Genomic DNA, 16,779 nt, shown 5'->3' on the forward strand with positions numbered 1-16,779 from the left:
ATCGGCGAGGGCCGATCGAATTGTTTGTGCATTAACAGGAAGACCGCCAATGTCCGACATCGTTCTCTCGGCCGCAGTCCGCCAGAACCTGCTCTCGCTGCAGTCGACTGCCAACCTGCTGGCTCAGACGCAGGAACGCCTTGCGACGGGTAAGAAAGTCAACTCGGCCCTCGACAACCCGACCAACTTCTTCACCGCCCAGTCGCTCGACAACCGCGCCAGCGATATCAGCAACCTGCTCGACGGCATCAATAATGGCGTGCAGGTGCTGCAGCAGGCCAACGCCGGCATCACCGCGCTGCAGAAACACATCGATGCGGCGAAGTCCATCGCCACCCAGGCGCTGCAGACCACCGTCGGCTATTCCACCAAGTCGAATGTCCAGGCGACAATTCCCGGCGCGACTCCGGCCGACCTGCGCGGCACCACGAGCTATGCAAGCGCGATCGCGAGCAGCAACGTGCTGTACGCCGGTGCGGCTGGCGGCACGTCGGCTGCGACGTCAGGCTCGACGCTGGGCGCTACGCCGGGCACGGTCACGGGCACCGCCATCAACGCGGGCACCACTGCGGCCAGCCTGTTGAACGGCACGGCGGCGACCGACGCCAAGGCCGGTGTTGCCGCGGGCGATACCATCACCGTCAACGGGCACACCATCACCTTCGAAGCGGGCGATGCTCCGACCACTGCTCCGGCGGGCTTTACCCAGGTGACTGCGATTGCCGGCAAGACGACCGGCAACGTCTACACGGATGCCAACGGCAACGCACAGATCTTCCTCGGATCCACCGGCTCGGCTTCGATCGGCGACGTCCTGACCGCGGTTGACATTGCAAGCGGCGTGCAGAGCAACGTATCCGGCACCTTGACCCTGAACGCCGGCGGCGGCCAGACCGCGTCCAGCGTCAATGGCACCGGACAGTTGGTACTCAAGAGCTCGGCCGGTGCCGATCTGAGCATCACCGGCAAGGCCGATACACTCAACAAGCTGGGCCTGACCAGCGCGACGGGTGGCGGCAATGCAACGATCACTGCGGCCCGCATCACCAGCGGCACCACGCTGGGCTCGCTGATCCAGGACGGCTCGACGCTGAACGTCGATGGCAAGGTCATCACGTTCAAGAATGCTCCGACTCCCGCGTCCACGGCCGTCCCGGCGGGCTCCGGCGTCAACGGCAACGTCGTCACCGACGGCAACGGCAACTCGACGGTCTATCTGCAGTCTGGCACTGTCGGTGACGTTCTGAAGGCAATCGACCTCGCCACCGGCGTGCAGACGGCGACCATCACCAACGGTGCGGCCTCCGTGGCCACGGCGGCCGGCCAGACCGCCTCGTCGATCGGCGCCAGCGGTCAGCTCAAGATCTCGACCGGCGTCAATGCGGACCTCGGGATCACCGGGACCGGCAACGCGTTCAACGTGCTTGGCCTCGCCGGCAACACCGGTACCGCGACCGCCTTCACCGCCGCGCGTCTCTCGGGGGTCGGCGGCATCAACGGCAAGACTTTGACCATCACCTCGTTCAATGGCGGCACGCCGGTCAATGTCACCTTCGGCGACGGCACCAACGGCACGGTCAAGACTCTGGATCAGCTCAACCACGCGCTGCAGGCCAACAATCTGACCGCGACCGTCGATGCCAATGGCGTGCTCACGATCACGGTCTCGAACGACTACGCGTCTTCGACGCTCGGTTCCTCGCTGGCGGGTGGCGTGATCGGTGGCTCGATCACGAGCTCTCTCACCTTCACGACTCCGCAGCCGCCGGTGCAGGATCCCGTCGCGCAGACGGCGCGTGCGAACCTCGTCAACCAGTACAACAATATCCTGGCGCAGATCGATGCGACGGCGCAGGACTCGTCGTTCAACGGCATCAACCTGCTCAACGGCGACACGTTGAAGCTTGTGTTCAACGAGACCGGACGCTCCACGCTCAGCATCAACGGCGTGACCTTCAACTCGGCCGGCCTCGGGCTCAGCAACCTCGTGAGCGGTGTCGACTTCATCGACAACGGCGCAACCAACAGGGTGTTGACGAGCTTGAATGCCGCTTCGAGCTCGCTGCGATCGGAAGCCTCCGCGCTTGGTTCGAACTTGTCGATCGTCGAAATCCGCCAGGATTTCTCGAAGAACCTGATCAACGTGCTGCAGACCGGCTCGGCCAACCTGACACTGGCCGATACCAACGAGGAAGCGGCCAACAGCCAGGCGCTGTCGACCCGTCAGTCGATCGCGGTCTCCGCGCTCTCGCTGGCCAACCAGTCGCAGCAGAGCGTGTTGCAGCTCCTGCGCTGATATCGCGTCACCCAAGAGACGCAAACGAAACGGCGGGGCGACCCGCCGTTTTTGTTTTGTGTGTTGTTGTGCGCAGGTCGTTGTGCCGCGCGTCTTTTGCGCGATCGCTCGGTATTGATTCAAAAGATGTGCGCACGCGCATCGACAGTACATCTACGGAAATGGCCGCTAACCATATTTTAAAAGCGACCAAGTACACAGACGAGGCGGTTTCATCGCGATTTAAGCATAAGTTCTGGGGTTGTGAATGTCCAACGCTGCTCAAGCCTACGCCCGCACGTCGCAAACGACGGCTCCACCTAGAGAGATCGAGGCGCAGGCTCTGCTAAAGGCGGCCAGGCAATTGCAGGAAGTTCAGGCGAACTGGGCCGGTCCCGACAAGACCATGCACAAGGCGCTGATGTTCAATCGTCAATTGTGGACGATCTTCATGAGCGCGGCGACGTCCGCCGATAATCCGAATTCCGTCGAGGTCCGCCAGAACATCGCCAACATTGGCGTGTTCGTCATGAAGCAGACGCTCGACATGCAGATGAATCCCGATCCCGCGAAGTTGAAGTCGTTGATCGAGATCAACTGCAATATCGCGGCAGGGCTTTCGGGCCGCGCCTGATGCCGCGGCCTTCGTGATCACCGAAAGCCAGTGCAGTTGCCAAGCTAAGCGAATCGAGGAAGCGTACGGTCAACCTCCAGCGTCATTGCGAAGCGCAAGCGAAGCAATCCAGACTTTCTCCGCGGATGCAGCCTGGATTGCTTACGCCTACGCGCAAAGGCGCCTCGGCGCGGGACTTCACGCCTCGCCATAGCTCGCGCAGCGGGCGACGGCGGATCGTCGCTTTCGCTCCTCGCAATGACGGGTCTGACTGAAGGCGCTGTAACTTGATCCGCGACTGCTCTACTGCTGATGTCGAGCGTCTCGCCGGTTCTTACGCCGAGAGATCGGTGGGAATGACGCGCGGCGGCGAATCCTTCGCCAGATCGAGAGCGTGGAAATAGGCGCGACGACGCAGCACCGTGTCGTCGGGATATTGCTCGACGACCTCATCGGTATCGCGCTTCACGACCTGATAGACCATCGAGGCGGCTGCGCGGTCGAAGTAGGCCTGATGCGTCACGTCCGGAAAGCCCGGGCTCTGCGGGTCGTTTTGAACGTTGGCGCTGCCGTCGGCAGCGGTGACGGTCTGGCTCGCCGGCAATTGGGTCGCGACCGCGTCGCTCACCGCCTGGCTCTGAGGCTGCACAATTGGCGATGGGGCCGGCGCACCCACCGGCCTGATGCTGAAATCCGTACTCATTGCACCCTCCTGGTGCTGTGTACCCCTTTAGAAACCAATACAATTCCAACCAGTCCCGCCATGCAATATGGCCGGGACCTATCAACGTTCTGTTAGGGAATATGGTGAACGCGCGGCTGGCCGCCGCAGACCAGTTTTAGATGAATTGTCGGTAAAGGGCGGACGCCTGCTGTCGTTAGGCGGCAAGCGCGAAGTGCGCGGTCACAGCGAGCGGCTGACCGACAGCGGAGTGGTGTGACGCGGCCCGGGTGCGGTACGCCGCCCCTGCGCCGTATAGGTGTTCGGAATGTTGCGACGCTGCATCTCGGCGTTGACGCCGCGCACGACGTTTTCGGAGACCGCATGGGCAGTCGCGAGCACCGTGAGATTGACCTGCAGCATCGCGCGGAAAGTGTCGTGATGGCGATGCAGCGTTTTCAGCAGATCAGGCGCCGAGCGCGACATGAATTTCTGGCTCGCCTTGAGATTGCCGACGGTGCTGACATAACGGCGGGACAATTCCGATTTCTGATTTCCGAATGTCATGGCCTGGCGTAGCTGGCCGGCGCGGACGAGTTCGGTCTCCCGTTCGATCACCCCGAGCAGCGCGCTCATGACCTCCATCAGCTCGTCCGCGAGCTTGCGCGCCTCCTCGGCCGTCGCGGCCGCGACATAAGTGGAGGGCGCTTCCTTGGGTTGTGCATTTGCGTTCATCTGAAAACCCCCGTCAGCTCGTGCGTTTGGCCTGCTGCAGGATCAGCGTTCGGTAGACCTCGCTGGCAATGCCGACGCCGCCGGCCTTGGCGAAGGATTGCGAATATTGCTCGGTCAGCATCGAACGCCAAACGCCGGTGCCTACCGTGTCGCCGAATGGGCCTTCGCCCTTCAGCCCGTTCGTCATCTCTGCGAACATGGAGTTGAGGAACATCGCTTCGAAATCCGTGGCAGTGGCCTTGGCTTTGGCCTGGGCCTGCGGCGAGACTTTCGTGAGGGCGGCTGCGAACTCGAAGTCCGGCCGGCTGTTGAGCACGGGGGTGGTGAAATTGCCGGCGGCGGGCGAGGAGGTCATGGTGCTGGCCTGCATCACATCACCTCGATGTCGGCCTGGATCGCGCCTGCGGCCTTGATCGCCTGCAGGATGCCGATCAGGTCGCGCGGCCCGATGCCGAGCCCATTGAGGCCGTCGACGAGCTGCTGCAGCGAGACACCGTCTTTCACGACGGCGAATTTCTTGCCGTCCTGGGAGACGCTGATGTTCGTGCGCGGCGTCACCACGGTCTGGCCGCGCGAGAACGGATTGGGTTGGCTCACCTGCGGACTCTCGGAAATCGTGACGGTGAGATTGCCTTGCGCCACCGCGACCGTGTTCACGCGGACGTCGCGGCCCATCACGATGATGCCGGAGCGCTCGTCGATGATGATCTTGGCGGCGAGATCGGGATCGACCTGCAACTGCTCGATCTCGGTGAGGAGCGCCACGACATTGCCCTTGAATTCCTGCGGGATCGACAGCTCCACGGTTGAGGGATCGATCGGTTCGGCGCATTTGACGCCGAGGAAGTCGTTGACTGCGGCCGCGATGCGTTTCGCCGTGGTGAAATCGGCGTTGCGCAGTGCCAGCCGCACGTTGGGCAGGCGGTTCAGCGCAAACTCGATCTCGCGCTCGATGATCGCGCCATTGGCAATGCGCCCGACCGTCGGCACGCCGCGCACGATCTTTGCCGCTTCGCCTTCAGCCTGGAAGCCGGAGATGGCGAGCGAGCCCTGCGCGACCGCGTAGACGTTGCCATCGGCGCCGAGGAGGGGCGTGACGAGCAGGGTGCCACCCTGCAGGTTTTTTGCGTCGCCGAGCGCGGAGACGGTCACGTCCATGCGCGTGCCTTGCGTGGCGAATGGCGGCAGGTTGCCGGTCACCATCACGGCGGCGACGTTGCCGGTGCGGATCGTCTGCCCGCGGATGTTGACGCCCATCCGCTCGAGCATCGCCTGCAGCGACTGCTTGGTGAAGGGGATGTTGTTCAGCGTGTCGCCAGTGCCGTTGAGGCCGACGACGAGGCCGTAGCCGATCAGTTGGTTCTGCCGCACGCCCTCGATATTCGCGAGATCCTTGATCCGCGATGTGGCATGGCACGCTTCGGCCGACAGCAGCAGCGCCGACAGCGCGGCACAGGCCAGCCGAAAGAATCGTATCCGACGGACGCTTTGCATCCTGATGCTCCCCTCGAACTTAACTGCCGGATCGCTTCGCCACTCCCATAGCGTTGCGGTCCGCCCCTTACCAATGCGAGCGGCGTGCCACGCCTTGGCTAGGGGCTATTTGATTGAAATTTCGACTGGATTTTTGCCGGACCACTGCAAGCCGGCGTTTGCCATCTGGCGTGAAACTGCCGCCTCCCGGCAGAATTTGCCGGGCTGTTTACGCTCCCTTAACCATAAATCGGCCAAGCTCTGCCTGCGATCACAGGGGGCAGACCATGCGCGTTTATGGACCCAACGGCGCGACGCTGGGCCCGCCTGCGTCGACGGCACGCAAGACGTCCTCCGGCGGCTTTGTGCTTCCCGAGGAGGAGATGGCGACGGCGCAGGAGACGCGCGCACCCGTCGCGCCGCGCACCACCGCGGGTATCGATGTCCTGCTCGCGTTGCAGGGTATCGAGGAAGATCCGGTCGAGCGGCGCAAGCGCTCGGTCCAGCGCGGCAAGGGCGCGCTCGAGGTGCTTGACGACCTCAAGCTCCGCCTGCTCTCCGGCAATCTCGACCAGTCGATGGTGGGCCGTTTGCGGGATGCCGCCACCAGCTTGAAATCCTCATCCGGCGATCCCGGACTTGACGCGGTGCTGTCCGAGATCGAACTGCGGGTCGAAGTCGAACTCGCCAAGGCGAGCCAGCACTGACCGGACAGTTCCGACCGCGTCATGCCGCGTTCGCGTGGTGCTGCGCATCATAACGGCGCTGCGCCGCCAGCACCTCCTTCAGATTTCGCTCCGCCCAATCGCGCAAGGGATCGACCGCGGCCGCCAACGTCTTTCCGAGCGGCGTGATGGAGTACTCGACCGTCACGGGCACGGTTGCGATGGCGCGTCGCTTCACCAGCCCGTCGCGCTCCAGACTCTTGAGAACCTGGGAGAGCATCTTCTGCGAGATGCCTTCAATCGCGCGGCGCAACTGATTGAAGCGCAAGGGCTCTTCGCGAAGCAGCAGCAGGATCAGCACCGCCCATTTGTCGCCGACGCGGTCGAGAATCTGGCGGGTCGGGCAGGCGGCCGAATAGGCATTGGGGGTTTTCATGGTGGAATACTCTGACGATGATTTCGGAGAGACGCCGGCTAGCGGTCTGGACGAACTGCTTCGGCAAGTCGACTGGCACGTTACTCGCGCGTTACCAGGTGATCCCAAAGTGCGTTCTTAACACCTGAATTCTTTACGCTATCTAGTCGCCATTGGTTACCTCGCCAACTGAAAGCCGTAAAGGAGTTCCTCATGAAAATCGCCGTTGCCGGTGCCTCGGGAAGGGCCGGATCCTGCATTACCACCGAGCTCGCGCGCCGTGGCCATAGCATGACCGGGATTGCCCGCAATCCGGACAGGATCGCAAAACTGCCCAATGTGACTGCCGTCAGGGGTGACGCGTTTAACCGGGCTGAGCTCGCCAAGCTGTGGGCCGGCCATGACGCGGCTGTGAGTTCCATTCACTTCCTCGCCAGCGATCCTGAGGCCCTGATCGGGGCGGCGAAGGATTCGCGCGTTCCACGCTATCTCGTGGTCGGGGGTGCCGGCTCGCTCGAAGTGGCCCCGGGTGTCCGGCTGGTCACGACGGCGACGTTTCCCGCGGAATACAAGGCCGAGGCCGAGAAGGGGGCGGCGTTTCTTGACCGGCTGCTGCAGGAGAAGGAACTGAACTGGACGTTCCTCTCGCCCTCGGCCCTGATCGTTCACGGCGAGCGGACGGCCAAGTTCCGGCTCGGAACGGACCAGCTCTTGACCGATTCGGCCGGAAAAAGCTGGATCACGTTCGAGGACTTTGCGGTCGCCATGGCTGACGAAATCGAGCGCCCGGCCCATATCCGCAAGCGCTTTACGGTAGGGTATTAACGCCCCCGGGCGGCCGGCCCGCCGGGCCGGATAGATTTGCCTGTGCAAGGGCTTGGGGCAGGGCGGCCGGCTGTCACGGAAAGATTGTCTGTCACAAGGCGCCGCTATATAAGGCCGCTCGCGAGAGGAACCCTCCCCTCGCGCGGCGCCGCAAAGGCGCGGCGCCTGCAGGTAGAAGATGGGCTGGCCTTGGAAAAGTTTAAAAACTACAGACCTTCCGAAAAAGAGCCTTTCATGAACGAGCGGCAGCGCGAATATTTTCGTGCCAAGCTGCTGGCCTGGAAAGACGAGATCCTGAAGGAATCGAAGTTGACCCTGCAGGCGCTGCAGGAGGAGAACGTCAACCACCCCGATCTCGCCGACCGTGCCTCTTCCGAAACCGACCGTGCCATCGAACTCCGCGCCCGCGACCGCCAGCGCAAGCTGATCTCCAAGATCGACGCCGCGCTGCAGCGCATCGAGGACAACACTTACGGCTATTGCGAAGAGACCGGCGAGCCGATCTCGCTGAAGCGGCTCGAAGCCCGCCCGATCGCAACGCTGTCGGTGGAAGCGCAGGAGCGCCACGAGAAGCGCGAGAAGGTTTACCGGGACGAGTAGGGCGCTCGTTCCCTGAGGCTCCGCTTGCCGGCCGACCGCCGGCCGACGGGCATTGGTCGCGTCGCACGTTAGCTGAAGCTGAGCGGCGGCCACTTTTTTCTTCCAAAACAATTCTCAAGCCGAACTCGCTGCGGCGACGTTTGAGCCGCCTCGTGCATTGCGCGCGCCCCGTCCGTACGCCTGCCACCAGCTCAACAACTCCTTGAAGGCCGGCAGAAGGGCATAGGCGGCGTCGGTCAATTGATATTCGACCCGCAGCGGCTTTTCGGCGAACGCGGTCCGGGAGATGAGGCCGTCCTGCTCGAGCTCGCGCAGGCGCGCGGTCAGCATATGCCGGCTGACGCCGGAAACCGCGCGGCGCAGGGCGCCGAACCGCACGGCGCCGTTGCTCAGCGCGAACAGGATGTCGAGTTTCCATTTGCCGCCAAGGGCGTGAAGCGCGCGCTTGAAGTGAAGCAGCAGTTGAGGATCGCTGGTGCAGTCATCCGCGCTGGTCTCGCAGGCCATGCTGGTCATCTTTTCCATACCGGTCCGAAATTTCATCCTACTTGCCGCGCCTTACATAGGTGCCCAGATGCGCGCTGTGCAGGTCCGCCCGATGCCGCGGCGGTTTCGAGGGAGAGATTTCGACGATGAGCACGGTTTTGGTGACGGGCGGGTCCGGCTTTGTCGGCGTGCATACGATCCTAAGGGCGCTGGAGGCGGGGCACACGGTGCGCACCACCGTGCGTCGGCCGGAGCGCGAGAGCGACGTGCGCGCCATGCTGCGCCAGGGCTTTATCGACAACGGCGGCGTCGAGCCACCCGACCGGCTTTCCTTCTTCACCGCCGACCTCACCGGGGATGTCGGCTGGCGCGAGGCGGCCGAGGGCTGCGACTATGTCCTTCATGTGGCTTCGCCGCTCCTGACCTACGTGCCCGAGGACGAGAACGATTTGATCATGCCGGCGCGGGAGGGGACGCTGCGCGTGCTGCGCGCCGCGCGCGAGGCTTCCGTGAAGCGCGTCGTCCTCACCTCCTCCGCCGCGGCGATCGCCTACGGCCACCCCTCGCGCGAAACACCGTTCGACGAGACCGACTGGACCAATCTCGAGGCCGTCGACGGGCAGCCTTACGCCAAATCGAAGACGCTCGCCGAGCGCGCGGCCTGGGAATTTGTGGCGCGCGAAGGCGGCGCCCTCGAGCTGTCCGTCGTCAATCCCACCGCCATTTTCGGCCCCGTGTTGGGACGCGATTTTTCCGGCTCGATCGACATCATCAAGGCGTTGCTCGACGGCGCGATGCCGCTGACCCCGCGCATCTATTTCGGCCTGGTCGACGTGCGCGACGTCGCCGAGCTGCACTTGCGCGCCATGACGAGCCCGGCGGCCAAGGGCGAGCGATTCATTGCGGTGGCCGGCGAGACCATGTCGATCCTTCAGGTCGCGAAGGTGTTGCGGGCGCGTCTCGGTGCTGCCGCGCGCCGGGTGCCGCGCTTCCAGGCGCCGAACTGGCTGATCCGCCTCGCCGCGCTGCGCAACCCGATGGCGCGGGCGAGCCTGCCGCTGCTCGGCAAGGTCAGGCGCGTCAGCGGCGACAAGGCGCGTCGGCTGCTCGGCTTTGACCCGCGCGGCAACGAGGAGATGATCGTCGACACCGCAGAGAGCCTGATCCGGCTCGGTCTCGTCAAGCCGTAAGCCTGCTGCCTGCGCGCTTGCCACGCGCTGGGCGGGGTGCTCAACTGGCGCGGGAGCGGGATGGCTTTTCTTGAGCGTCGTCCCGCTCCAGCGCTTTTGTTCGAGCACGATCTCGGCGCGAACGCTTCGCGATCGGTCGCGATGCCAAACCGCCGCCCATTTTGCCGGATCATGCTGTCGAGCACGCGCAAGCACGTGAACCGGAGGGACGCGCGATGGACAGGGTCGTCGAGGCCGCGAAGGTGATCGCCGGCGCGCGCCGGGCGCGTGAGAAGCTGAAGCCGCTCCCCGCCAAGATCGCGCCGCGCGACGAGGCGGAGGGCTACCAGGTGCAGCGCGCGGTGCATGATCTCCTGCTGCCCGAGAGCGGCGCGCTGGTCGGCTACAAGATCGGCTGCACTTCCAACGTGATGCAGGAATATCTCAATATTCCGCATCCATGCGGCGGCGGCGTGTTCGAGCGCGGCGTGCATCGGAGCGGGGTGAAGCTTGCGGCCTCCGATTTCGTCCACGTTGGCGTCGAATGCGAGATCGCGGTGGAGCTTTCGCGGGATCTTGCCGCCGGCGAAGCGCCGTTCACGGCCGAATGGGTGGGGGAGGCGATCGAGACCTACATGCCCGCGATCGAGATCGTCGACGATCGCTACGAGCAGTGGGAGACGCTGGGCGCGCCGACCCTCGTTGCCGATGATTTCTTTGCCGCGGCTTGCGTGCTGGGCGAGCCGGTCGGCCGCTATGCGGCGCCGGACGTGCGCGAGGTGGCCGGGCGCGCGCTGATCAACGGCGCGGAGGCGGGGGCGGGCCGGGGTGCCGACGTGCTCGGCCATCCCCACAACGCACTCGCCTGGCTCGCCAATCATTTGGCCGCCGAAGGCAAGAGCCTGCACAAGGGCCAGATCGTGCTGACGGGAAGCCTGGTGAAGACCGTGTGGCTCAAGCCGGGCGATCGTGTGGTGATGGAGCTGGCGGGGCTGGGGAAGGTGGAGGCGGAGTTCGCCTGAGGTGGGGGAGGGCTGATCCCGTTCTCCGCCGACATCGTGCCGACAGGCAAGCGACACACCGCACTCCCACTCTCCTCCGTCATGCCCGGGCTTGTCCGGCCATCCACGTTTGGGCCACGTCAGGGAAGGCGTGGATGCCCGGGACAAGCCCGGGCATGACGATGTCAGTTCGATGGCGCCCCACGCCACAAATCCAGATGCAATTTCCAAACAGCCAGCAAGACATACACCAAGGCACAGGCCCACATCCCCGCGGCGCCACCAGCGCCCGAGCCATGCCCGAAGCTCGTCCCTCCAAAGAATAGAGGGCGCAGGGAAGACCGGATGCCCGCCAGGCACCCGTGAGCCCTCGCGCAAAAAGGTTGCGCGAAAGCGCGAAGACCACAGGTGAAGGCGGAATCAACCGGCCCTCCCTGCGCGATGGTTTACGGCTTACTCCGCGCTCTCCCTGGTGAACCAGACTTTGTTGCCACCATCGCCGGCGCGATGCGAAAGCATCGCCGCCAACTTAGCGCCAGCCACGGGGCGCCAGGACCACACGGCTTCGCCGTCCGCGCCGAATGCCGCTCGTCTGCCGGCCCCGTCGCGTCCACCGCATTCCAACCCACGTCTCGTGACGATCGCGATACGTCCCTCTTGACGGATTGGAACAAAACGAGAACATAATGGAGAGGTGTTTGCGAGTCAAGCTTGCTGTGATGGTAACGTATATGGTACCATATGATCCGAATTGAGGAATACGTCTCCGGCGGCCTGAGCCCTTTCCGGAGATGGTTCGACGGTCTTGATGCGCAGGCGGCCGCCATCGTGACCATTGCCATCGAGCGTCTTGCCGAGGGCAACACCTCGAATGTCAAGCCGATCGGCGAGGGGGCTGCCGAACTCAGGATCAATCGCGGTCCGGGCTATCGGGTCTATTTCGGTTGGGATGGCAAGGTGCTGGTCATCCTGCTAGGCGGCGGCACCAAACGACGACAGCAGGACGATATCGATGCCGCGCTCCACCGCTGGCGGGACTACAAGAAACGCAAACGCGATGAGAGATGATGTCATGCCATTGACCCGAAATTTTCGCGACACGGTGCGCGCGCGGGCAGAACGCGATCCCGCTTTTCGTGAAGCGTTGTTTCAGGAGGCGGTAGAGGCCTTGCTGAAAGGCCAAACCGATGACGGCCGCGCGGGCCTGCGGACCTATATCAATGCCACGATCGGGTTTGAGCGCTTGAGTGAAGTAACTGGCCGTCCGCAAAAGAGCTTGATGCGCATGTTTGGGTCGGAGGGGAATCCAACGGCTGAGAACCTGCTCGGAGTCATTCGCGTGCTGCAGGAGGAGACGGGTGTGCGTCTTGAGATACGGGCGGTGACAGAGGCGGCGTGAGGGCAGCGAAATGAAGATGGTGACCTTAAGCGGTGGCAATGTTTTTGCGGACCTCGGATTCGCCAATCCGGAGGGAGAGCTTCTTAAGGCAAAACTCGTCCGCGAGATACGCAGGGTCATCAAACGGCGGAAACTCACGCAGACCAAGGCGGCGGCTCTGCTTAGACTGAAGCAGCCGGACGTTTCAGCGCTTGTTACCGGCCGTGTCGGCAAGTTCTCCATCGATCGTCTGGTTCGCTGCCTGGATCGGCTGGACTACAAGGTGGATGTGGTCGTGCGTCGATAGACCCGGCCTGCGGGGGCACACGCAATTGCGAAAGGCTCGCCCTAGCGAGATTGAGTTTTCCTGACGCGACGAAGGCAGGCGGAGGCTTATGAGCGCTTCGTCCGATCTCGTGCTTGCTATCAACAAACATCATGTGTCGCCGGAGCTAGAGGACAATCGGCCGATGTCCTAACGCGACCAACGGGCCGCGGTGATAGTGATGGCGCCGGAGTCTCAGCGCGGTGGGGGGAGTCCATAGTCAAAGGAACAGCAAGTGGATATCCCGCGAATGACATTCCTCAGATCGCAACACAGTGTGCGCACTGGCGCTCGAGAGGGCGGCGGAAAAAATCGCTCACATGAAGAGCCGATAGTCGAAGACATCATCGACAATCTGCGGGACCTGTTTCACAACGTCAAATAGCTGCGAATAATCGCGTAGCTTATGCCGACGTAGGCTTCATCCTTATCAAGTTGCGCAAGCTTCCAAGGTATGCCGCCTCCCTTTGCGTATAGAGCCACGCTGATGCCCCAAAGTACATTAGCGCGGCAACGACGCTCAAACGTTAGGTCATTGACTATCTGCACAGGAAGGTTCAGGCGGGCCAATATTGCCTTAATGTAGTCGTGAAGGTCGAAGCCATTATACTCGAACGCGTCGCTCCACGCCTTCGGCAGATACATCAAAAGCACATCGTACGACGCCCTCATTCGGATTAGGCCATTGAGCGCCTGTAGAATGGTATCGGCTATACCCAGATCGCGTATTCAGAGTGAACGAGACTGGATACTTTGTGTTCTGAAAACATGATACTTGGGCATTGCGGCCAGTGCCCACGGGCCCAACAAGTAGAGTGATCCACGCATCTAGAAGACGGTAGGCAATGGAATTCCAGCGGCGGAGCTTTTTGGCTCTAAGGAACTCTGTCGCCAATTCGCGGGTCGCAAGTGGGGTGATCCAAATGTCGGGCCGCATCATTGGCCAACCTAAGCCATTGCGCACTTCTAGCCTCAGCGACACACACTCGGCCCAAAACGTCTCAGCAAGCTTTGGGACGGGGCCGTTCAGCGGCGTGTTTCGGCTTCCCAAGGCCTCACGCATCGGGGTGAGCAGAGCGTTTCGACTTTCGCGATGATCGATGACGACATACCACCTCCGGTCTTTGCGCCTGCTCGAGGGGTGACCCAAAAGAGCCGTGTGGAAAGGCGTTCGCCTGACATACGGCCGAACGAAACATACTCATGACATTTTGGTCGCGACCGCTGTAGCCCGAGACAATCATCCCGAAGCGGGTACTTGCAGCAAGAAAGCTCTTTTGTATCTCTCTATCGTTAGCGGTGAGGTCAAGAGGCAGATTTTTTATGCTACGAAATCTAAAGTCACCGTGGACCTTTGCGTAGATCGGATAACGCTCGCCGTTCAGAGCATCGAGTACTGCGTAAGAGCCTTCTAAATGGAAAGCTGCAAGCGATTTGCCTGTCACGAACGAGAACGCTCTTTCTATGACTTCATCGAAGTTTGAGCTGAAGATGACACGACAAAGTCCAGCGCTAAGCATCCCCGCCAGTGTGCGGTGTCCATATTAAGCGAGATTTTGTCTGGGCTAAGTACTTCCGAGAGATATCGTTGCTGCTCGGCTAGATTGTCGGCAAAACTAAGAGAAAAATAGAATGAATATTCGTCCGGCGTTCCGGCGGAAGGGAAGCCTTTGCTGTCCATATAATTCTGAAGCTTCTCGCGAACCGCATTGTTGTTGATGTTGTATGCGCGCACATCTTGGTTTTCGCGGAGACAGTAATAGCGTCGTTTCAGGTCCCAAATAATATCTGTCGCTGTCGGCATCCCAGCAGTGCGTGATGCTCCTGCGCCGAGAAACCACATCATGTGAGGGAGCAGAGGCGCCGCGTAGCGAACGAATTCCAACTCACTGTAAGTCGCAGTAGGCATGTCAGTTTCGCGCAAACCACTCCAATCAAAGGTACCATAAGTTGTGATGTTCGCGACCTGCTGGCGCACAAAGTTGTGGAAAATGGCTCATACCCGTAGCGATTTAGCCTTGCCGCTTACCGATTTGACAGCGACGAGGCTCGCTCCCAAATACGACAACGGCCTCCGGCAGGGGAGCTACCGGAGGCCGCGTAGAACACCGCTTTTCGCGCCTAGGTTCGCGACTAGCGATGTGGGAGCTCGGTGAAGGGTGGGGTGGTCGCGTTGCTCTTGCTCCGGAAAACTAAGTCTCTCTCCCGGGTCTAGCCCCCTCCCTAACCCTCCCCCGCATCCGCCTTCGCTAAAGCTTCGGTGGACAAGAGGGGGAGGGAAAATCTGAAGGTTAGAACGGCAGCAGCACGTCCATGACCTGTTGACCGTAGCGGGGTTGCTGGAAGTCGGAGATCTGGCCGCGGCCGCCGTAGGAGATGCGGGCCTGGGCGATCTTTGAGGAGTCGATGGTGTTGTCGCTCTGGATGTCCTCGGGCCGCACGATGCCGGCGACGATCAGTTCGCGCATCTCGTAATTGACGCGGATCTCCTGCTTGCCTTCGACCACGAGGTTGCCGTTCGGCAGCACCTGGGTGACGACGGCGGCGACGTTGGTCTGCAAGCTCTCTTGGCGCTGGATCGTGCCCTTGCCGTCATATTGCGAGGTCGAGTCCGTGGTCAGGATGCGGCCGGGCAGGATCTTGTGCGCCTGCGTGATCGTCTGCGCGCCGATGAAGTCGGTGATGCCAGAGTCCTCTTTGCCGGTGCGGTTGCGCACGGTCTCGTTGGCGAAGTTCGCCTGGTCGGTGATGTTGACGGTCACCGTCAGCAGGTCGCCGATCTGGTGCGCGCGCTGGTCCTTGAAGAAGGAGCGCGAGCCGTTGCGCCAGAGCGAGTTCGGATTGTACGACACCGTCTCGGGCTTTGGCATCGGCATCGACACCGGCTTGTAGCCCGGCTGCGCCGTCGGGTTCTCGATCGCGTTGAGCTTCGGCGTCTCGCCGATCTGCGACAGGCGATCGACTGCCGAACACCCTGTCACGGCCGAGAGGATGGAGAGTAGCGCCACGGTACGAAGCAGACGGGAGCGGCCGGCTGCGGCCACATGCGGCAAGGGACTGGACTTCGACATGAACTTTACTCTGGCTTGACGGGGGCTTGCGGGTTGGAGCTGCCGTCGGCGACGGAAACGGGGGCGGGTTGCGTATCGTTGGAGGAGATCGCCGACGTGTCGGAGACGTAGACTGGCGTCGGGGTCGCGACCTGGACGGTCACCTGGCCTCTGCCGGTGACGACGCCGGTCACCGTTCGCTTGGACTGCGGGTTGAGCACGTTGACGAGATCGCCCTCGGTGCCGGAGTCCAGCGCCTTGCCGCGCGTCGTCAGGTAAATCCCCGCGGTCTGATAGATCACCGTCACCGCCTGGTCGCGCTGCACGAGGTCGGGCTTGGCGAGATCGGTGACGCGCAGCGACTGGCCGGCGCGCATCGCGCGGCGCATCTGCATGCCGAGCACCTGATCGCGCACGGCAGGATCGGTGCCGACCTCGGCCTTCGGCCGCCGCTGCACGATCACGTCGGAGGCCTTGAGCACCTCGGTGCGCTCGACATTGCGGGCGAGCACGGCGGCTTCCACCGTCTCGATCGCGATGCCGGTGTAGCGGAGCTGCGTCGCCACCGTCGCGGCATCGTTGGCGATCTCGAAGGTGACGTCGAAGCGGCCGCTGCGCGGGTCGATGCGCGCCGCCGTCGGCTCGAGCGTGCCGCTGTTGGAGGCCTCAAGATGCAGATCCTGCAGGTCGCGGTCGAAGGTGAGCGAGATGTTCTCGGCCTCGCCCAGCCCGCCGCGATGCGCCAGCGCCTGCGCCACCGCGAGCTGGATGTCCTTGGCGGCGATGTTGCGGGCGAGCCGCGTCACCGTGACATCCTTGACGTCCCTGGTCGTGACGCCGATCACCTGGTGCTGGCGCAGCACGTTCAGAACCTGCGCGACGGGAAGCGTGCCTGTGGTGCCGAGATCGGGCGCGCGGTAGACCGCGATCTGCGCGGCCACGCCGGCGTTCTCGACGAGGTCGCCAATCCGCACCACGTCGCCGGCGACGCTGACATTGGCGCGCAGCACCGGCGGCTTGATGGTGTCGTCGATGGTCTGCGCGAGCGCGGGCGTCGTGGCCGCAAACAGCGCGGTTGCGAAGAGGACGTTGCGAAGTTTCATGGCTC

At 62.7% G+C, this 16,779-nt stretch carries 21 protein-coding genes; 10 read left to right on the plus strand and 11 right to left on the minus strand.

Annotation, left to right across the window (positions count from 1 at the left end):
* Window positions 1-49: 49 nt before the first annotated feature.
* Window positions 50-2,296, plus strand: coding sequence for a DUF1522 domain-containing protein (locus P6U23_RS13265; RefSeq protein WP_407180194.1), 2,247 nt, complete (start codon window positions 50-52; stop codon window positions 2,294-2,296).
* Between the two features lie 247 nt (window positions 2,297-2,543).
* Window positions 2,544-2,909 (plus strand): flagellar biosynthesis regulator FlaF, encoded by a 366-nt coding sequence (gene flaF, locus P6U23_RS13270; protein ID WP_024510431.1) that lies wholly within the window; start codon window positions 2,544-2,546, stop codon window positions 2,907-2,909.
* 313 nt (window positions 2,910-3,222) lie between these two features.
* On the opposite strand, the gene P6U23_RS13275 is transcribed toward flaF, so the two are convergent.
* From P6U23_RS13275 to P6U23_RS13290, 4 genes are all read right to left on the minus strand, one after another.
* The gene (locus tag P6U23_RS13275; RefSeq protein ID WP_407180195.1) at window positions 3,223-3,591 is read right to left on the minus strand and encodes a hypothetical protein; all 369 of its coding nucleotides are present in this window, start codon (window positions 3,589-3,591) and stop codon (window positions 3,223-3,225) included.
* 201 nt (window positions 3,592-3,792) lie between these two features.
* Window positions 3,793-4,284 carry a hypothetical protein gene (locus P6U23_RS13280; protein WP_407180196.1) on the minus strand — a complete coding sequence of 164 codons (492 nt, stop codon included), beginning with the start codon at window positions 4,282-4,284 and terminating at the stop codon, window positions 3,793-3,795.
* A gap of 13 nt (window positions 4,285-4,297) precedes the next feature.
* Window positions 4,298-4,654 carry a flagellar assembly peptidoglycan hydrolase FlgJ gene (gene flgJ, locus P6U23_RS13285; protein ID WP_407180197.1) on the minus strand — a complete coding sequence of 119 codons (357 nt, stop codon included), beginning with the start codon at window positions 4,652-4,654 and terminating at the stop codon, window positions 4,298-4,300.
* On the minus strand, window positions 4,654-5,778 hold the full coding sequence (locus P6U23_RS13290; RefSeq protein WP_407180198.1) for a flagellar basal body P-ring protein FlgI: 1,125 nt from the start codon (window positions 5,776-5,778) through the stop codon (window positions 4,654-4,656). Before P6U23_RS13290 ends, flgJ begins: the two co-directional genes overlap by 1 nt.
* A gap of 266 nt (window positions 5,779-6,044) precedes the next feature.
* On the opposite strand from P6U23_RS13290, the gene P6U23_RS13295 reads away from it, so the two are divergent.
* The gene (locus tag P6U23_RS13295) at window positions 6,045-6,464 is read left to right on the plus strand and encodes a flagellar assembly protein FliX (protein ID WP_407180199.1); all 420 of its coding nucleotides are present in this window, start codon (window positions 6,045-6,047) and stop codon (window positions 6,462-6,464) included.
* 19 nt (window positions 6,465-6,483) lie between these two features.
* Here the strand turns inward: P6U23_RS13295 and P6U23_RS13300 are convergent, their stop codons facing one another.
* The gene (locus tag P6U23_RS13300) at window positions 6,484-6,858 is read right to left on the minus strand and encodes a winged helix-turn-helix transcriptional regulator (RefSeq protein ID WP_407180200.1); all 375 of its coding nucleotides are present in this window, start codon (window positions 6,856-6,858) and stop codon (window positions 6,484-6,486) included.
* A 192-nt stretch (window positions 6,859-7,050) separates the two neighbouring features.
* On the opposite strand from P6U23_RS13300, the gene P6U23_RS13305 reads away from it, so the two are divergent.
* Window positions 7,051-7,662, plus strand: a complete 612-nt coding sequence (locus P6U23_RS13305) for an NAD(P)-dependent oxidoreductase (protein WP_407180201.1) — start codon at window positions 7,051-7,053, stop codon at window positions 7,660-7,662.
* 234 nt (window positions 7,663-7,896) lie between these two features.
* Window positions 7,897-8,262, plus strand: a complete 366-nt coding sequence (dksA, locus tag P6U23_RS13310) for an RNA polymerase-binding protein DksA (RefSeq protein ID WP_157450148.1) — start codon at window positions 7,897-7,899, stop codon at window positions 8,260-8,262.
* 114 nt (window positions 8,263-8,376) lie between these two features.
* On the opposite strand, the gene P6U23_RS13315 is transcribed toward dksA, so the two are convergent.
* Window positions 8,377-8,805 (minus strand): winged helix-turn-helix transcriptional regulator, encoded by a 429-nt coding sequence (locus P6U23_RS13315; RefSeq protein WP_407180202.1) that lies wholly within the window; start codon window positions 8,803-8,805, stop codon window positions 8,377-8,379.
* Window positions 8,806-8,894: 89 nt separating this feature from the next.
* Between P6U23_RS13315 and P6U23_RS13320 the strand changes: the two genes are divergently transcribed.
* From P6U23_RS13320 to P6U23_RS13340, 5 genes are all read left to right on the plus strand, one after another.
* Window positions 8,895-9,938, plus strand: coding sequence for an SDR family oxidoreductase (locus P6U23_RS13320; RefSeq protein ID WP_407180203.1), 1,044 nt, complete (start codon window positions 8,895-8,897; stop codon window positions 9,936-9,938).
* Window positions 9,939-10,153: 215 nt separating this feature from the next.
* Window positions 10,154-10,939, plus strand: a complete 786-nt coding sequence (locus P6U23_RS13325; protein ID WP_407180204.1) for a 2-keto-4-pentenoate hydratase — start codon at window positions 10,154-10,156, stop codon at window positions 10,937-10,939.
* A gap of 723 nt (window positions 10,940-11,662) precedes the next feature.
* Window positions 11,663-11,986: a type II toxin-antitoxin system RelE/ParE family toxin gene (locus P6U23_RS13330; protein WP_407181442.1), complete on the plus strand. Its 324-nt coding sequence runs from the start codon at window positions 11,663-11,665 to the stop codon at window positions 11,984-11,986.
* A gap of 4 nt (window positions 11,987-11,990) precedes the next feature.
* Window positions 11,991-12,317 carry a transcriptional regulator gene (locus tag P6U23_RS13335; RefSeq protein WP_407181443.1) on the plus strand — a complete coding sequence of 109 codons (327 nt, stop codon included), beginning with the start codon at window positions 11,991-11,993 and terminating at the stop codon, window positions 12,315-12,317.
* 10 nt (window positions 12,318-12,327) lie between these two features.
* Entirely contained in the window at window positions 12,328-12,603 is a 276-nt protein-coding gene (locus P6U23_RS13340) for a helix-turn-helix domain-containing protein (protein ID WP_407180205.1), read from the plus strand.
* 387 nt (window positions 12,604-12,990) lie between these two features.
* Here P6U23_RS13340 and P6U23_RS13345 read toward each other — a convergent pair whose 3' ends face one another.
* From P6U23_RS13345 to flgA, 5 genes are all read right to left on the minus strand, one after another.
* The gene (locus P6U23_RS13345) at window positions 12,991-13,266 is read right to left on the minus strand and encodes a hypothetical protein (protein WP_407180206.1); all 276 of its coding nucleotides are present in this window, start codon (window positions 13,264-13,266) and stop codon (window positions 12,991-12,993) included.
* 410 nt (window positions 13,267-13,676) lie between these two features.
* Window positions 13,677-14,141, minus strand: a complete 465-nt coding sequence (locus P6U23_RS13350; protein WP_407180207.1) for an SIR2 family protein — start codon at window positions 14,139-14,141, stop codon at window positions 13,677-13,679.
* Complete coding sequence (locus tag P6U23_RS13355) at window positions 14,084-14,530, minus strand: hypothetical protein (RefSeq protein WP_407180208.1); 447 nt, start codon at window positions 14,528-14,530, stop codon at window positions 14,084-14,086. Before P6U23_RS13355 ends, P6U23_RS13350 begins: the two co-directional genes overlap by 58 nt.
* A 382-nt stretch (window positions 14,531-14,912) precedes the next feature.
* A complete protein-coding gene (gene flgH, locus P6U23_RS13360; protein ID WP_407180209.1) occupies window positions 14,913-15,692 on the minus strand; it encodes a flagellar basal body L-ring protein FlgH in 780 nt (259 codons plus the stop codon).
* Window positions 15,693-15,697: 5 nt separating this feature from the next.
* Complete coding sequence (flgA, locus tag P6U23_RS13365; RefSeq protein ID WP_407180210.1) at window positions 15,698-16,774, minus strand: flagellar basal body P-ring formation chaperone FlgA; 1,077 nt, start codon at window positions 16,772-16,774, stop codon at window positions 15,698-15,700.
* Between the last annotated feature and the right edge of the window lie 5 nt (window positions 16,775-16,779).

Source organism: Bradyrhizobium sp. STM 3562 (genome assembly GCF_045571435.1).
GTDB lineage: Bacteria > Pseudomonadota > Alphaproteobacteria > Rhizobiales > Xanthobacteraceae > Bradyrhizobium.

Bases quoted from the DNA above. Each gene is read 5' to 3' on its own strand.
- P6U23_RS13265 (WP_407180194.1), top strand. From the start codon at position 50: ATGTCCGACATCGTTCTCTCGGCCGCAGTCCGCCAGAACCTGCTCTCG.
- flaF (WP_024510431.1), top strand. From the start codon at position 2,544: ATGTCCAACGCTGCTCAAGCCTACGCCCGCACGTCGCAAACGACGGCT.
- P6U23_RS13275 (WP_407180195.1), bottom strand. From the start codon at position 3,591: ATGAGTACGGATTTCAGCATCAGGCCGGTGGGTGCGCCGGCCCCATCG.
- P6U23_RS13280 (WP_407180196.1), bottom strand. From the start codon at position 4,284: ATGAACGCAAATGCACAACCCAAGGAAGCGCCCTCCACTTATGTCGCG.
- flgJ (WP_407180197.1), bottom strand. From the start codon at position 4,654: ATGCAGGCCAGCACCATGACCTCCTCGCCCGCCGCCGGCAATTTCACC.
- P6U23_RS13290 (WP_407180198.1), bottom strand. From the start codon at position 5,778: ATGCAAAGCGTCCGTCGGATACGATTCTTTCGGCTGGCCTGTGCCGCG.
- P6U23_RS13295 (WP_407180199.1), top strand. From the start codon at position 6,045: ATGCGCGTTTATGGACCCAACGGCGCGACGCTGGGCCCGCCTGCGTCG.
- P6U23_RS13300 (WP_407180200.1), bottom strand. From the start codon at position 6,858: ATGAAAACCCCCAATGCCTATTCGGCCGCCTGCCCGACCCGCCAGATT.
- P6U23_RS13305 (WP_407180201.1), top strand. From the start codon at position 7,051: ATGAAAATCGCCGTTGCCGGTGCCTCGGGAAGGGCCGGATCCTGCATT.
- dksA (WP_157450148.1), top strand. From the start codon at position 7,897: ATGAACGAGCGGCAGCGCGAATATTTTCGTGCCAAGCTGCTGGCCTGG.
- P6U23_RS13315 (WP_407180202.1), bottom strand. From the start codon at position 8,805: ATGAAATTTCGGACCGGTATGGAAAAGATGACCAGCATGGCCTGCGAG.
- P6U23_RS13320 (WP_407180203.1), top strand. From the start codon at position 8,895: ATGAGCACGGTTTTGGTGACGGGCGGGTCCGGCTTTGTCGGCGTGCAT.
- P6U23_RS13325 (WP_407180204.1), top strand. From the start codon at position 10,154: ATGGACAGGGTCGTCGAGGCCGCGAAGGTGATCGCCGGCGCGCGCCGG.
- P6U23_RS13335 (WP_407181443.1), top strand. From the start codon at position 11,991: ATGCCATTGACCCGAAATTTTCGCGACACGGTGCGCGCGCGGGCAGAA.
- P6U23_RS13340 (WP_407180205.1), top strand. From the start codon at position 12,328: ATGAAGATGGTGACCTTAAGCGGTGGCAATGTTTTTGCGGACCTCGGA.
- P6U23_RS13345 (WP_407180206.1), bottom strand. From the start codon at position 13,266: ATGTATCTGCCGAAGGCGTGGAGCGACGCGTTCGAGTATAATGGCTTC.
- P6U23_RS13350 (WP_407180207.1), bottom strand. From the start codon at position 14,141: ATGCTTAGCGCTGGACTTTGTCGTGTCATCTTCAGCTCAAACTTCGAT.
- P6U23_RS13355 (WP_407180208.1), bottom strand. From the start codon at position 14,530: ATGCCTACTGCGACTTACAGTGAGTTGGAATTCGTTCGCTACGCGGCG.
- flgH (WP_407180209.1), bottom strand. From the start codon at position 15,692: ATGTCGAAGTCCAGTCCCTTGCCGCATGTGGCCGCAGCCGGCCGCTCC.
- flgA (WP_407180210.1), bottom strand. From the start codon at position 16,774: ATGAAACTTCGCAACGTCCTCTTCGCAACCGCGCTGTTTGCGGCCACG.